Origin of the sequence: Marivivens sp. JLT3646 (assembly GCF_001908835.1) — a bacterium.
GTDB classification, from domain to species: Bacteria; Pseudomonadota; Alphaproteobacteria; order Rhodobacterales; family Rhodobacteraceae; genus Marivivens; species Marivivens geojensis.
Map to the genome: position 1 here is coordinate 1105223 of NZ_CP018572.1, position 13542 is coordinate 1118764.

Genomic DNA, 13542 nt, shown 5'->3' on the forward strand with positions numbered 1-13542 from the left:
CTGCCCCAATGCGTTCGAGCCTCTCTCACCGTCTAATCGCCGTTGCCCTGTTTTCGGGGTTTTTGGGCGTTTTGACGGGCGCTGTGTGGTGGTGGGGCTATGGCGCGGCCTTGGATCAATTGGCGCGACGGGGGCGGTCGGACTTGGCCTTGGCTGCCGACCGATTGACCAGCGAATTACAGAGCTTTCGTGAGCTCGCGGCCCTCGTGTCGGATCATCCTGTGGTCGGAGTCGCCTTGGCTGGGTGGGACGCGAAATCCACGCTTGCGCAGATTGCCGATAAAACGGGCGCTCTCGATGTGACGGTGTCGAACACGGAGGGCGACGTTCTGGCCAGCGCCCGTGGGATAGCGGCGCCACAGGTCGATCGCTACGGGTTCAAACGCGCAATGAGCGGCGCACTAGGCGTCGATCACTATTTCAGCGAACCCTTCGGGCGGCGTGTGTTCACCTTTACCTCGCCCGTGTTCAGCACCGAAGGTCCCGTTGTGGGCGCGGTAACTGTCACCGTCGACGTCGAAGCGATCGAAGCCTCGTGGCGCGGCGATCGTCCTGCGGTTCTGTTCACCGATGAGCTGGACGTTGTCTTTGTCTCAAACCGTTCCGAATTGGTGTTCCGTTCGCGATCGAATGACATTTCCGCTGCGGCTGACAGCGATGACTACCGCGCCGACGACATTGCGCCGTTCTTTGACTACGACAGCAGGATGCGTGGCCCACATGATATCTGGGCAATCGATGGCGGGCGTTACCTCCCGAATGAAGCGCTGCATTTGACGCTCAGTATGCCAACCGTTGGCCTGATGGGGGAGGCACTGTTGGACGTGGCCCCTGCAAGGCAGATCGCGGGGCTTCAAGCCGCAGTTGCGGCGGCGTTGTCACTGGCGTTCGGCGCATTGTTGTTCCTGGCGACTGAACGGCGGCGGACATTGGCGCGGGCAAACCAATTGCTTGAGGCGCGAGTGAAACGGCGGACGTCAGAGCTAGAAGCCGTCGCTGTGAACCTTCGTCGTGAGGTGGCTGAACGCACCGCAGCAGAGGCGCGGTTGAAAAAGGCGCAGGATGATCTGGTGCAGGCGGGCAAGCTATCTGCCTTGGGGCAAATGTCGGCTGGCATCAGTCATGAATTGAACCAACCGCTCATGGCGATCCGATCTTTTGCTGAAAACGCCGAAGCGTTTCTTGAACGGGGCAAACCCGAACGGGCCGCCGAAAACCTGAACCGTATTTCTGAACTTGTCCGCCGCATGGGGCGCATCATTCGCAACCTGCGGGCCTTTTCTCGTCAAGAGAGCGAACCGCTCACCGATGTTGAGGTTGGCGCCGCGATTGAAGCCGCGATGGAGATGGCTGCGACCAAAGCACGCCAAGAAGGCGCGGTTTTGCACTGGAAAAAAACCGATGTGCCGATTTGGGTTAGGGCAGGGGAAGTGCGCTTGCAGCAGGTGGTGTTGAACCTCATTTCCAACGCCATCGACGCGATGGAAGGCCAAGATGATAAGGCTGTGCATATCGACGTGATGGTAGGGGATCGTGTGACGGTTTCTGTGCGTGATACAGGGCCCGGGATTGCAGAGCCTGAAAAGATCTTTGATCCGTTCTATTCGACCAAACAGGTTGGTGCTGCAGAAGGCATGGGGCTGGGCCTTTCGATTTCCTATGGTCTGGTGCAGAGTTTTGGCGGCGCAATCCGTGGTCGCAATCATCCCGAGGGCGGTGCCATATTCACCGTTGAATTGGACGCTACAAAAGGACGGGACGCAGCATGAGCGCGAGACATGTTCTCTTGGTCGATGACGACAAAGAAGTGCGCGAGGCACTGGGGCAGACGCTCGAACTGGCTGATCTGAAACCGATCCTTGCGGGGTCGTTTATTGAGGCCAAAGACCACATCGCAAAGTCGTTTAACGGTGTCGTCGTCACTGATGTGCGGATGCCCGGCAAGGACGGGTTCCAGCTTTTGGAATTTGCGCAATCGGTCGATCGTGAACTGCCCGTGATCCTTTTGACGGGTGAGGCTGACGTGCCGATGGCGGTGCGAGGTATCTCTGGTGGTGCGTTCAGTTTTCTGGAAAAACCATGTTCGCCCAAGGATTTGCTCACCACTGTTGAACGTGCGCTCAAAACCCGAAACCTGATCCTAGAGAACCGTCGTCTTCGCCGCGAGGTCGAGACGGGCGATGCGGCGGCACGGCTGTTGCGCGGGCAATCGGAACACTCTCATAAAATGCGAGAGGCCGCGCGTGCGGTTGCGCGGACGACTGCCGACGTGTTGATTACGGGCGAACCGGGGGTCGGGACGGCTAAGATGGCAGAGGTGGTGCACCTCTTGTCTGTTGGGTCGAACGCGCCGTTCCTTAAATTCTCGGCGGCCTCCATGACGGGCGAGACGCTGGCGGTCGCGCTGCGGGATGCGGCGGATGGGTCGATCTTTTTGGACGAGGTGTTGCGGTTGTCACCCGCCGCGCAATTTGCGCTCCTTGACGCAATGGAAGGGCATGATCGGCCTCGTATCATTGCGGGCACTTATGCCGACCTTTCCAAAGAGGTAGAAGAGGGACGGTTTTCGCCCGACTTGTTCTATAGGTTGCAGGCGGCAACCATTCGTATTCCGCCGCTGCGGGAACGTCCCGAAGATATTCCAGTGCTCTTTCGTCACTACGTTGATATCGCCTGTGAGCAATCTGACCTTCCTGTCCCAGAGATCACGCCAGAAGTGATTTCAAAACTTATGGCCCAAGATTGGCCGGGCAATGCACGGTCCCTGATGAATGCGGCTATGCGCTTTGCTATGGGGCTGTCGGATGGCGAAGGGACACATGCCGAAGAATTGGGTCTTGCCGAACAAATGGCACAGGTTGAACGGTCACTTATCATTGCAGCGCTGACCCGTCACAACGGCAATGCGACTGTCGCGGCAAAGCACCTGAAACTGCCGCGCAAGACTTTCTACGACAAACTCGCAAAGCACGCGATTAAGGCTGAGCTTTACCGCGATTGATCACGGTTTGATCTCTTTTTGGTGATTCACACTTCGTTTGGGGTGTGCGGATTTCCGCACATCCAGCGCTAACAGTGTGTGTGGATTTCCGCCACTTTGCATCTGCAGAATGGGTGAGTGGTAAAGTTGACTGCTGTCAACTTGCTGTAAATAAAAGGTTAATAGCGAAGTATGCGTCCCGCGCAATATAGCCTTGCGTGGTTTGCCTAGCTGTCGCTTTTTATTGTCACCCGCCCTCAATGGGGCGATCGAATATCCTTTGGGAGGAACAAATGAAATTCATGAAATACGCGGTATCCGCCGCTGCTTTGGCTGTTGCTGCAAACGCTGCTTATGCTGACCCGATGGGCTGTGACGAAGGCGAGATCGTCGTCAAATTCGCGCACGTGACCAACACCGACAAGCACCCCAAGGGGATCGCTGCAAGCCTGCTCCAGTCGCGTGTAAACGCTGAGATGGACGGCACGATGTGCGTCGAAGTTTACCCGAACTCGACCCTTTACAACGATGACCAAGTTCTCGAAGCGATGCTTCAGGGTGACGTTCAGCTCGCTGCACCGTCGCTGTCGAAGTTCGAAACCTTCACCAAACAATTCCGCATTTTCGACCTTCCGTTCATGTTTGTGAACATCGAAGCTGTTGACGCATTCCAGTCGTCTGACACTGGTCAGGCAATGCTCGATTCCATGCAGCGCCGTGGCCTGCAGGGTCTGGGTTTCTGGCACAACGGTCTGAAGCAGTTCTCGGCGAACGTTCCGCTGATCGCACCTGAGGATGCTGCTGGCCTGAAATTCCGCGTCCAGACCTCGGACGTTCTGGTTGCTCAGATGGAAGCACTGAACGCGTCGCCGCAGCCGATGGCATTCTCCGAAGTTTACGGCGCGCTTCAGACTGGCGTTGTTGACGGTCAAGAGAACACTTGGTCGAACGTTTATGGTCAGAAGTTCTTTGAAGTTCAGGACGGCACCACTGAAACCAACCACGGTGTTCTGGACTACCTTGTTGTGGCTTCGGTTGACTGGCTCGACAGCCTTGATCCGGCGACCCGTGATCAGTTCCTGACCATCTTCAACGAAGTGACCACCGAGCGTAACGCTGCTGTTGGCCAAGTCGACGCAGAAGCACGTCAGGCGATCATCGATGCTGGCGGCGAAATCCGCGTTCTGACACCAGAGCAGCGTCAGGCTTGGGTTGATGCGATGCAGCCGGTGTGGGCGAAGTTCCTTGAGGACGTAGGCCAAGAAAACATCGACGCTGCACAGGCATTCAACGCTCAGTTCGGCGGCTAATCTATCTGGGCTGGCTTCGGCTGGCCCAGCTCTATCGGCGGGCGCTGCACTGGTGCCCGCCTTTTTTACATCCAATGGTGTAGGGGACTGTCATGGCGACAAAATATGTGCCCAAGGGGCCCGTATCGCGGGCAATCCACGAATTCGAAGAGACCTTTATCGCGCTCCTCTTGGGGCTGATGACATTGGTGACTTTTGCGAACGTGGTGCTGCGATATGCATTTAACTCTCAGTTGATCTGGGGGCTTGAGCTGGTTTTGATCCTGTTTGCGTGGCTTGTGCTGTTTGGCATCAGCTATGGTTTCAAGGTGACGATGCATTTGGGCGTGGACGCTATCTTGGCGATCGTGAACCCGCGTGTTCGGTTCGTTATGTCGTTGATAGCGGCTCTGATCACCTTGGCGTATATGCTGCTCCTGCTCAAAGGGGCTTGGGATTACTGGGCGCCGTTTGCGGGCTTTGATGCCACCAGCGGTCGTTGGTTCCCCACAGGGTTCGAAAACACCCGCGATCAAGGCTGGTATGAAACCGAGCAGATCCCGATCCCGTTCCTGCAAGGCTGGCTGGAAAACACCTTTAACGTAGGCGAACCCTACGAAAAGATGCCCCGCCTTGTTCCGTATTTCATTTTGCCGTTCGGCGCATTCCTGATGGTTGTTCGTGTGATCGAAGCCACCCTGCGTCTGATCAAGGCCGGTGACGGCTCCCTGATCGTCAGCCACGAAGCCGAGGATGCCGTCGAAGAAGTCGCGGCCCTCAATAAGGAGAACTGATCCGATGACCGTCGCACTCCTCTTTTTGATGATCGTCGGGCTGTTGCTCTTGGGCGCGCCGATTGCGGTGTCGCTGGGCTTCTCGTCGATCCTGTTCCTGCTGTTCTTCTCGGAAACCTCGCTCGCCTCAGTGGCGCAGTCGATGTATCAGGCGATGGCTGGGCACTATACGCTCTTGGCGATCCCGTTCTTTATCCTCGCATCGTCGTTCATGTCGACGGGTGGCGTGGCAAAGCGGATCATCCGTTTCTCGATCGCCTGTGTAGGTCACATGCAGGGCGGTCTGGCGATTGCGGGCGTGTTTGCCTGTATGATGTTCGCAGCCCTGTCGGGGTCGTCGCCTGCGACAGTGGTTGCCATCGGCTCTATCGTGATCGCGGCGATGCGTCAGGTTGGCTACACCAAGGAATTCGCGGCAGGCGTGATCTGTAACGCGGGCACCTTGGGCATCCTGATCCCGCCGTCGATCGTTATGGTGGTTTACGCCTCTGCAACCGACGTATCGGTGGGTCGCATGTTCCTCGCTGGTGTGATCCCAGGCATTTTGGCTGGCGTTATGCTTATGGTCACCATCTACGTCATGGCGCGTGTAAAAAACATGCCCAAGGGCGAATGGCAGGGCTGGGGCGAGATCGGTGCGTCGTTGAAAGATGCACTCTGGGGCCTGTTGCTGATCGTGATCATCATGGGCGGTATCTATGGCCACCCTTGGATCCGCTTTGAAGAAGGGGCGAGCCTGTTCTACTGGAAAGGTGGCGCGTTCACCCCGACCGAGGCTGCTGCCGTTGCTGCGATCTATTCGTTCATCGTTGCGACCTTTATTTATCGCGACATGGGCCCACTGGCCGGCGAAAACGGTGCGATCCCTCTTTGGAAGAAACCACAGGCTTTGGTCACGGCGTTCTTCCACAAGGACACCCGCCGCACCTTGCTCGACTCGGGTAAGCTGACCATCACCCTGATGTTCATCATCGCGAACGCGCTGATCCTGAAACACGTGCTGACCGACGAACAAATCCCGCAGCATATCGCGGGTATGATGCTCGACGCTGGCTTTGGCCCGATTATGTTCTTGATCATGGTGAACGTGATCCTGCTGATCGGTGGTCAGTTCATGGAGCCGTCGGGTCTGATCGTGATCGTCGCACCGCTGGTGTTCCCGATTGCCATGGAGTTGGGCATCGACCCGATCCACCTCGGTATCATCATGGTCGTGAACATGGAGATCGGCATGATCACCCCGCCCGTTGGTCTGAACCTCTTTGTGACCTCGGGTGTGGCAGGGATGCCGATGATGAAAGTGGTCAAGGCGGCACTGCCTTTCCTCGCTGTGCTCTTTGTCTTCTTGATCCTGATCACCTACGTCCCATGGATTTCGACGGTCTTGCCGACCAGTCTGATGGGACCAGAGATTGTGGTCCGCTAAAACGACAAACGGCGCCTCTAGGGGCGCCGTTTTTTATTGGAAAGGGTGGGGAAATTAAACTGCAGCTTCGAGCGCGTCGATGATCCCGCCAAAGTCTGCGGCCTTAAGGCTCGCGCCACCGACCAAGGCACCGTCCACATCCTGAACAGCGAAAATCTCTGCCGCGTTCGAGGGTTTTACAGAGCCACCGTAGAGCACGCGGAACGCATTGCCCGCGTCGCCGAACCGTTTCACCAATTCCGCACGAATAAAGCCATGCACTTCGGCGATTTGGTCGAGGGTCGGAACCTTGCCCGTGCCAATCGCCCAAACTGGTTCGTAAGCGATTACGGTATTCGCGCCTGTTGCCGTATCGGGGGTAGACCCAGAGAGCTGCGTGCCGACGACATCAAGGGTTTTACCGCCTTCGCGTTCATCGAGCGTTTCACCGATGCAGATTACAGCAATCAAGCCAGCCGCAATCGCCGCCTCTGATTTGGCCAGAACGACGGCGTCCGTTTCACCGTGGTCGGTGCGACGTTCAGAGTGGCCGAGGATCACATGGGACGCGCCTGCATCAATCAGCATCTCGGCAGAGATATCGCCCGTATGCGCGCCGTTCAATTTCGCGTGGCAGTCCTGACCACCAACCGCAATCGCGCTGCCTTTGGCCGTGTCCGCCATACGCGCGACAAGTGTGGCCGGCGGGCAGAGGAGGAGGTCCACTTTGGGCGCAGGGTAGGCCGCTGAGAGGGCTGTGACCTCTGACAGGCTGCCTCCGGTTCCGTTCATTTTCCAGTTTCCGGCGGCGAGTTTGCGGCGCATGGGGGTCTCCTCAAATATGGTTGAACTAGGGTTAGCAACTGCCGCGAGAATGGAAAAGCCCTTGCGTTCGCTGGCCATATCTTAAAAAACGCGCCCCAACGTAAACCGGAGAGTGCCATGATCCCGCGTATTGACGCTGCAGCATTGATCGATCCCACGCATGAAGGCCATGCACAGGCCATCGCGGATGTGAGGGTAGGGGCGTCGGATGTCGGGTTCCTGACCATCTACAACACGCCGATTTCTGGGGATCGCGTGCGTGAGGTCATCGAAGGATACCGCCAGTTTTTCCATCTGCCTGCTGCGGCCAAAGAAGCGGTGGATATGGCAAAAACGGGGTCCAACCGTGGATGGGGTGCTGCTGGATCTGAACAGGTCGACCCCGATGCGAACCCTGACTACAAACAGGTTTTCGATTGTGGTTTGGAGCTTCCTGCCGGTGATCCACTTTCTGAAGTGTCGGCCTATGCGCCGAACCAATGGCCAGACACACCAGCGGGATTTGCCGATCTGCTGCGTGACTATTACCGTGATGCGACTGCGTTCGCGCTTGATTTACTGAAATCGGTTGCGGGTGCGATTGGCGAAGATCGGGACTATTTCACCGACAAATTCTCGACCCCAATGGCGCTGTTGCGCGGGAATTTCTACCCAGAGCGGCCTGAGTGGGCGACCGAAAAGGATTTTGGCATCGGCACGCATACGGATTACGGCTGTCTGACGCTCCTTGCTACGGACGGGTCAGATGGGTTGGAGGTGCGTCAGCGCGGCGGTGGCTGGATCGCGGTCAGCGCTGAACCCGGTGATTTCATCATTAACTTTGGTGAGATGCTGGAAATGTGGACCGATGGCCGCGTTGTTGCGACCCCGCACCGTGTGGTCGGGCAGGATCATGAACGAATTTCGGTGCCTTTGTTCTTTAACCCGAACCATGACACCAATGTTGCGCCGATCGGGTCGGGCAAAGTGATCCGTGCGGTCGATCATTTGCAGAAACGGTTCGACGAGACCTACCTGCACCTAAAGCGCGCGTAGGTCACAGCGATCAGTCTGACTTGGTCAGGCTCTCGTCGAATTTGATCGACTCGCCGCAGCCGCAGGCATCGACGACGTTCGGGTTCTTGAATTTGAAGCCGGATTCGAGGAGCGAAACCTCGTAGTCGATCTCTGTTCCAAAGAGGAACATCTGTGCCATCGGAGCGATCATGACGCGAGCGCCGTTTTGTTCGACGACTTCGTCGAGCGGGTTTACTTCGTCCACGTAGTCCATGGTGTATTCCATGCCTGCGCAGCCGCCTTTTTTCACGCCAATGCGCAGCCCTTGATGCCCGTCTTTGGCCATCAGTTTCGCGATTTGCGCGGCAGCGCGGTCGGTTATGGTTACGGCCTGTTTGCCAGGAATGCCGAACATCGGTCTCTCCTTGCCCCTTGCAGCGGGGCGGTCAGCTTACATAAAGCCCAGTTCGAGGCGGGCTTCGTCGCTCATCATGTCCATGCCCCACTGGGGTTCCCATGTCAGTTCCACGTCGACGGATTTAACACCAGCCACAGGGCTGATCGCGTCGTAGAGCCAACCGGGCATCTCGCCTGCAACAGGGCAGCCGGGGGCGGTGAGGGTCATGATGATCTTAACATCGTTTTCGTCATTAATCTTGATCGTGTAGACGAGACCAAGATCGAAGATATTCACCGGAATTTCGGGGTCAAACACGGTGCGGCACGCCTCTACCACGCCGTCATAAAGAGGGTGGTCAGTTGTCGATGGTTCGATCAGCGGTGTGCCTTCGAGTTTGGCTTGAGAGTCAGTCATGTCACGGCCCTGTAAATTCCTGACCATTCATATAGGTTTTAATCCCGTCAGGGTAAAGACCAGCAATGCGCCGTTATTGTTTCTGTGGTAGCAATAAATTTCGTGCCCGAGTAGCATTATGAAATAGATTGATACAACTTTTTGAGATTCTCCCTATTTTCGCCACAACTTATTGGTAAATATTAACCACGGGTGAGGGTAGAGATATGTTTGCATTGTCTTTCGACGGGTTTGTGTCGCGACATGGAATTGCTGGAGCTCTTCGGCAGCTCCAGATGGAACGCTTTGGTGATTTCGACGATATCGCCCGTTTTGCGGGGATGGCATCGCATCGTGCGGCCGCGAGCGTTTATTTGTGTTGGGAAAACGAAATCATCGTGATCGGCGGCTATAACCTCAAGCGCAGCCAAGTTCGTCGCACCGTTCCCGACTACGATTTCAAAGACGGTTTCGCGGAATACGAAGATGCGATTTGTCAGTTGAAATTGGGTAACAACTTCAGTGCATTGGCGCCTGATGTTCGTGCGTTGGCATTGTGCGAGATGAAGTATGAGGGCCAATCGATTGGGGGCATAGCGGTGCATTCACCACGTGTCCTAGACCCGTTGACGGAAAACCAGAGGACTGTTTTGAAAGACCTTGCGCAGACCGCACAGGAACTGGTCATGCGTCGGGCACGGTTGAAATTCATCGCCTATCAATTGCATTCCGAACCTGTCTCATACGGAGCGTAGCATGCCGAGAACGCGTATCATCACAGCACAGAGCACTCGGGCGAAACTGGCGGAATTGGGGATCCAGCGGACCGAAAGCTATGATCGTGCCGCGCGGATTGCGACCCTGTCGGTCGATGGGGAGCATGGCGCGATTTGGCTGTATTTGCCCGATAACGAGCACTTGATGATTGGTGCGCATAAGGTTCCGAGCAATATCGTGATGCTCGATCAAACCCGCCTGACCAATGCAGAGAAGATTTTCCTTTTGGATTTGGACCCAAATGCTCACCCAGATCATCCGATGATCAATGGTGCTGCGGGAAACTGTCGGTCTGTCATGGCAATCCCATTGGTCGATATGGCGGTGGTGGTTGGTCAAATCACCATTGGATTTGAGAGGCCAGCCGAAGAGGTCGGTGACGAGGCCGCAGAGATTGCGGCGCTCTGGGCCGAGATCGTGGTGTCAAATTTGGTGGAACATTCGAATATAAAGGCAATGCTGAATGATCTAACCGCGGCCTTCAGCGCCTGATCATCTTTTCATCTGGCTCGGAACGGCGTATCAGCACACGGTCCGACCGGAGAGAGATATGACCCGTTTTTCATTCGACCTGAACGCAACTGATGGCAAGGCCCGCACCGGTGTGATCCACACGCCGCGCGGCGATATTCGCACACCGGCGTTTATGCCCGTAGGGACGGCGGCCACGGTAAAGGCGATGATGCCCGAAAGCGTTGCGGCAACGGGTGCGGATATCCTTCTCGGGAATACCTACCATTTGATGCTGCGACCGACAGCAGAGCGGATCGATCGTTTGGGCGGGCTGCACAAGTTTATGAATTGGGACAAACCGATCCTGACCGACAGCGGCGGGTTTCAGGTGATGTCTCTCGCTGATCTACGAAAACTGACCGAAGAGGGTGTGACTTTCCGCAGTCATGTGGATGGATCAAAACATTTCCTGACGCCAGAACGGTCGATGGAAATCCAAAAACTACTCGGTTCTGACATTGTCATGTGTTTTGACGAATGTCCTGCGTTGCCAGCAGATGATCAGCGTGTCGCTGAATCGATGCGCCTGTCGATGCGGTGGGCACAACGGAGCCGTGATGCATTCGGTGACCGTCCGGGGCACGCCCTGTTTGGGATTATGCAGGGTGGGGTGACGCCGCATCTGCGCGAAGAATCCGCTAAGGCCTTGGTCGATATTGGCTTTGATGGTTATGCGGTGGGCGGTCTTGCCGTGGGTGAGGGGCAGGAGGCGATGTTTGGCGTTCTGGACTATGCGCCAGATTATCTGCCGACGGATAAGCCGCGTTACCTGATGGGCGTTGGGAAACCTGACGATATTGTCGGTGCGGTTAAACGTGGGATTGATATGATGGACTGCGTGTTGCCGTCACGGTCGGGACGCACGGGGCAGGCTTGGACGCGTCGTGGTCAGGTGAACATCAAAAACGCACGCCATCAGGACGATCCGCGTCCGCTCGATGAACATTGCACATGCCCGGCGTGCCGAAATTACAGCCGCGCCTATCTGCACCACGTTTTCCGTGCGGGTGAGATGATTTCTGGGATGCTGCTGACGTGGCACAACCTGCATTATTATCAGGAAATCATGCAGGGCATGCGCGACGCGATTGCTGAGGGACGCTTTGCTGCATGGGAGGCCGCGTTCCATGCGCAGCGTGCTGAGGGCGATATCGAACCCGTTTAGGGCTTATCGCTTAACAACAGCCTGCATTTCACCTAACATTTTGCGGGCATTGGCGCGCCCTTGCAGGACAGAGATCGTCAGGTCGCGCAGCGAAAACAATGTATCGACCATTTCTGGCGAAGGCTCTCCCACGCGGGTTTCAAACGCCATCGCGACATAGCCGACTTTTTGTTTTTTGTAGGTGATGTCGAGGTAATATCCGCTGCGCATGCTGGCCAGTTCGCCGTTGATAAGCGGATATTTGATCACTGCAGCCTGTTCGTCAGAGATCGATTCATAAAAGACCTTCCCGCCGAGATCGCGATGCAAGAAGGGCGGCTCTGGGAGAGGTGACGGTGTGTTATGTGATCCAATAAGAAGCTGTTCGCCTTTAAGTACCAGCCAGATCGCCGACATATCGGCACCAGTCGCATGGGCAAACATAGCCGCGATGTTATCATAATGCTCGCCTGGATCGATCCCGACTTTGATGAGCTCGTGTTCGCTATCTGCTTTGCTGAGCAGTTCTAAGATGTCCATGATCGTCCGTTCTAAAAGTTCGAAAGACTAAAGGCGTTCATGAGCGTCGTCTTTAATCTGGCTTTGGTTTCGATCACGCAGGCGGCAAGTTGGGCGGCTTGAATAAGGAAGTCCTTCTGCGACTCTGTGAGGGTAGAACATTCCTGATAATCGTGGACGCTGATACCGCCGACCGTTTCACCAGCGACGTTGATGGTCGCCATAGTGAACGATTTCATCTGGGCTATCGTTTGCGTATCCGAATGAGTGCTCTGAAGAACGAAATCAGACAGTTCGATAATCGGCTTTTGCAGGATCGGTCCGTAAAGAGTCCGCTTCATCCGCATACAGACGGGGTTGTAGCTGCCTATCGTATACACTTCGTCTGCGGAGTAGAGAACGATGTTAACATGTGGGCGTTTTGTGACTTTAGCACAGCTCCGCGCCAATTTGTCGAGGACGGGCGAATTGGTCAATTCGATCTTTTCCAAGACATCTTGGGGCGTCGCAACAGCGAGCATATCGTCAAGGGTGATCGATGTCATGGCAGTTCGGCTGTCCTGTGCGACGGTTTGTTACGACTGGCCATGGTATACCACATCGGGTTGAGAGTTTAGTGTTCTAACGTATAGTCGTTTGGGTGGAATAGTGTATTTTAAATATTTGATTTTTTGGTGAAATTTTCGCGATCGGTTTGGTTATTTGCTGTGCCTCGTCGTAAACTTACATTGATTATACGTATTTTGGGGCAGTCAAATTTTGCCTCTGTCGTAGTTTCATCGCGCGTTTTCCCTTGAGCGCTGCGGACACGCCATCGATGCTCATCCCGATTTGATTGTCAAACCAGCGGGCGAGGGCGATGCGTGGGGGTAGGGCATCTTGTTTGATTTCGGTCTCAACGAGGCAGAGGCCGTCGTCAATCTCTGCAATGGCGATTGTCACGGTCATATCGTCCCGACCGAGGGGTTCGTCGCGTTCGAGGAAATAGCGACAGTAATTCCCAGTCGTTTTCGAAATGAAAGTGAGTGTCATCTCTTCGGCGAGCCCCGTTTCGTCGCGAAAGCGAAGGTAAACTGTATCTGGGTCTTCGGGATCGCGGTTGTAGTCGATCAGGTCAGGGTTCCAGAAGTCAGAGGGGTGCCCTTCGGCTGGCACAAGGCTGATCCAGACGTCTTCGGCTTGGCCGCCAAGTTCGCCCTTGTGTTGCGCATGCACAGAGAGGCTGAGGCCGAGCGCATCGGACCAGTGGCCGTACAAAATGCTGTGAGACAGAAAGGCGAGGCCGACGATGGCGGGGGGGAGGGCATCTGCAGGGATCGGGATCAATGCGGCGACGAACAATCCCACCGCGCCGCTTTCGCAGGCTTTGCGATATTTTGGCATAGCGTAGACCATGTAAACCGCGGCGATCGCAGCCGCAAACCCAGCCGTCAGAGCGGCCAAAGTTGGGCCAGATATCAATACTGCGCCAAAGAGCGTGAAGACCGCCGGAACGCGACGCGCCGAT

15 protein-coding genes are annotated in these 13542 nt (G+C 55.9%); 9 read left to right on the top strand and 6 right to left on the bottom strand.

The window, feature by feature from the left end; genetic code table 11:
• Window positions 1-8: 8 nt before the first annotated feature.
• The 5 genes from BSK21_RS05530 (at window position 9) to BSK21_RS05550 (ending at window position 6489) form a co-directional block, all read left to right on the top strand.
• A complete protein-coding gene (locus BSK21_RS05530; RefSeq protein WP_067548750.1) occupies window positions 9-1769 on the top strand; it encodes an ATP-binding protein in 1761 nt (586 codons plus the stop codon).
• Entirely contained in the window at window positions 1766-3001 is a 1236-nt protein-coding gene (locus BSK21_RS05535; RefSeq protein WP_067548747.1) for a sigma-54 dependent transcriptional regulator, read from the top strand. The genes BSK21_RS05530 and BSK21_RS05535 overlap by 4 nt, the downstream gene beginning before the upstream one ends.
• Before the next feature lie 272 nt (window positions 3002-3273).
• On the top strand, window positions 3274-4290 hold the full coding sequence (locus tag BSK21_RS05540; protein ID WP_067548744.1) for a DctP family TRAP transporter solute-binding subunit: 1017 nt from the start codon (window positions 3274-3276) through the stop codon (window positions 4288-4290).
• Between the two features lie 92 nt (window positions 4291-4382).
• Window positions 4383-5063, top strand: a complete 681-nt coding sequence (locus BSK21_RS05545) for a TRAP transporter small permease (protein WP_067548741.1) — start codon at window positions 4383-4385, stop codon at window positions 5061-5063.
• Window positions 5064-5067: 4 nt separating this feature from the next.
• The gene (locus BSK21_RS05550) at window positions 5068-6489 is read left to right on the top strand and encodes a TRAP transporter large permease (protein ID WP_067548738.1); all 1422 of its coding nucleotides are present in this window, start codon (window positions 5068-5070) and stop codon (window positions 6487-6489) included.
• 54 nt (window positions 6490-6543) lie between these two features.
• Here the strand turns inward: BSK21_RS05550 and tpiA are convergent, their stop codons facing one another.
• A complete protein-coding gene (gene tpiA / locus BSK21_RS05555; RefSeq protein WP_067548735.1) occupies window positions 6544-7293 on the bottom strand; it encodes a triose-phosphate isomerase in 750 nt (249 codons plus the stop codon).
• Window positions 7294-7410: 117 nt separating this feature from the next.
• Here tpiA and BSK21_RS05560 point away from each other — a divergent pair, with 117 nt between their 5' ends.
• Window positions 7411-8328, top strand: coding sequence for an isopenicillin N synthase family oxygenase (locus BSK21_RS05560; protein ID WP_067548732.1), 918 nt, complete (start codon window positions 7411-7413; stop codon window positions 8326-8328).
• A gap of 10 nt (window positions 8329-8338) precedes the next feature.
• Here the strand turns inward: BSK21_RS05560 and BSK21_RS05565 are convergent, their stop codons facing one another.
• Together BSK21_RS05565 and BSK21_RS05570 are read right to left on the bottom strand one after the other, a co-directional pair.
• Window positions 8339-8704, bottom strand: coding sequence for an iron-sulfur cluster assembly accessory protein (locus BSK21_RS05565; protein WP_067548729.1), 366 nt, complete (start codon window positions 8702-8704; stop codon window positions 8339-8341).
• A 36-nt stretch (window positions 8705-8740) separates the two neighbouring features.
• Complete coding sequence (locus tag BSK21_RS05570) at window positions 8741-9103, bottom strand: SUF system Fe-S cluster assembly protein (protein ID WP_067548726.1); 363 nt, start codon at window positions 9101-9103, stop codon at window positions 8741-8743.
• A 206-nt stretch (window positions 9104-9309) separates the two neighbouring features.
• On the opposite strand from BSK21_RS05570, the gene BSK21_RS05575 reads away from it, so the two are divergent.
• From BSK21_RS05575 to tgt, 3 genes are read left to right on the top strand one after another with little or no spacing between them, the layout of a single operon-like run.
• Window positions 9310-9837 carry a GAF domain-containing protein gene (locus tag BSK21_RS05575; protein ID WP_067548724.1) on the top strand — a complete coding sequence of 176 codons (528 nt, stop codon included), beginning with the start codon at window positions 9310-9312 and terminating at the stop codon, window positions 9835-9837.
• A 1-nt stretch (window position 9838) separates the two neighbouring features.
• Window positions 9839-10351, top strand: a complete 513-nt coding sequence (locus BSK21_RS05580) for a hypothetical protein (protein WP_067548721.1) — start codon at window positions 9839-9841, stop codon at window positions 10349-10351.
• 58 nt (window positions 10352-10409) lie between these two features.
• Window positions 10410-11537, top strand: coding sequence for a tRNA guanosine(34) transglycosylase Tgt (tgt, locus tag BSK21_RS05585; protein ID WP_074038977.1), 1128 nt, complete (start codon window positions 10410-10412; stop codon window positions 11535-11537).
• Window positions 11538-11540: 3 nt separating this feature from the next.
• Here tgt and BSK21_RS05590 read toward each other — a convergent pair whose 3' ends face one another.
• The 3 genes from BSK21_RS05590 to BSK21_RS05600 all read right to left on the bottom strand — a co-directional run bounded on the left by BSK21_RS05590 (window position 11541) and on the right by BSK21_RS05600 (window position 13496).
• Window positions 11541-12056, bottom strand: coding sequence for a hypothetical protein (locus BSK21_RS05590; RefSeq protein ID WP_067548718.1), 516 nt, complete (start codon window positions 12054-12056; stop codon window positions 11541-11543).
• An 11-nt stretch (window positions 12057-12067) separates the two neighbouring features.
• Window positions 12068-12580 carry a GAF domain-containing protein gene (locus BSK21_RS05595; protein WP_067548715.1) on the bottom strand — a complete coding sequence of 171 codons (513 nt, stop codon included), beginning with the start codon at window positions 12578-12580 and terminating at the stop codon, window positions 12068-12070.
• A gap of 187 nt (window positions 12581-12767) precedes the next feature.
• Window positions 12768-13496 carry a hypothetical protein gene (locus tag BSK21_RS05600; protein ID WP_156529558.1) on the bottom strand — a complete coding sequence of 243 codons (729 nt, stop codon included), beginning with the start codon at window positions 13494-13496 and terminating at the stop codon, window positions 12768-12770.
• Window positions 13497-13542 lie beyond the last annotated feature (46 nt).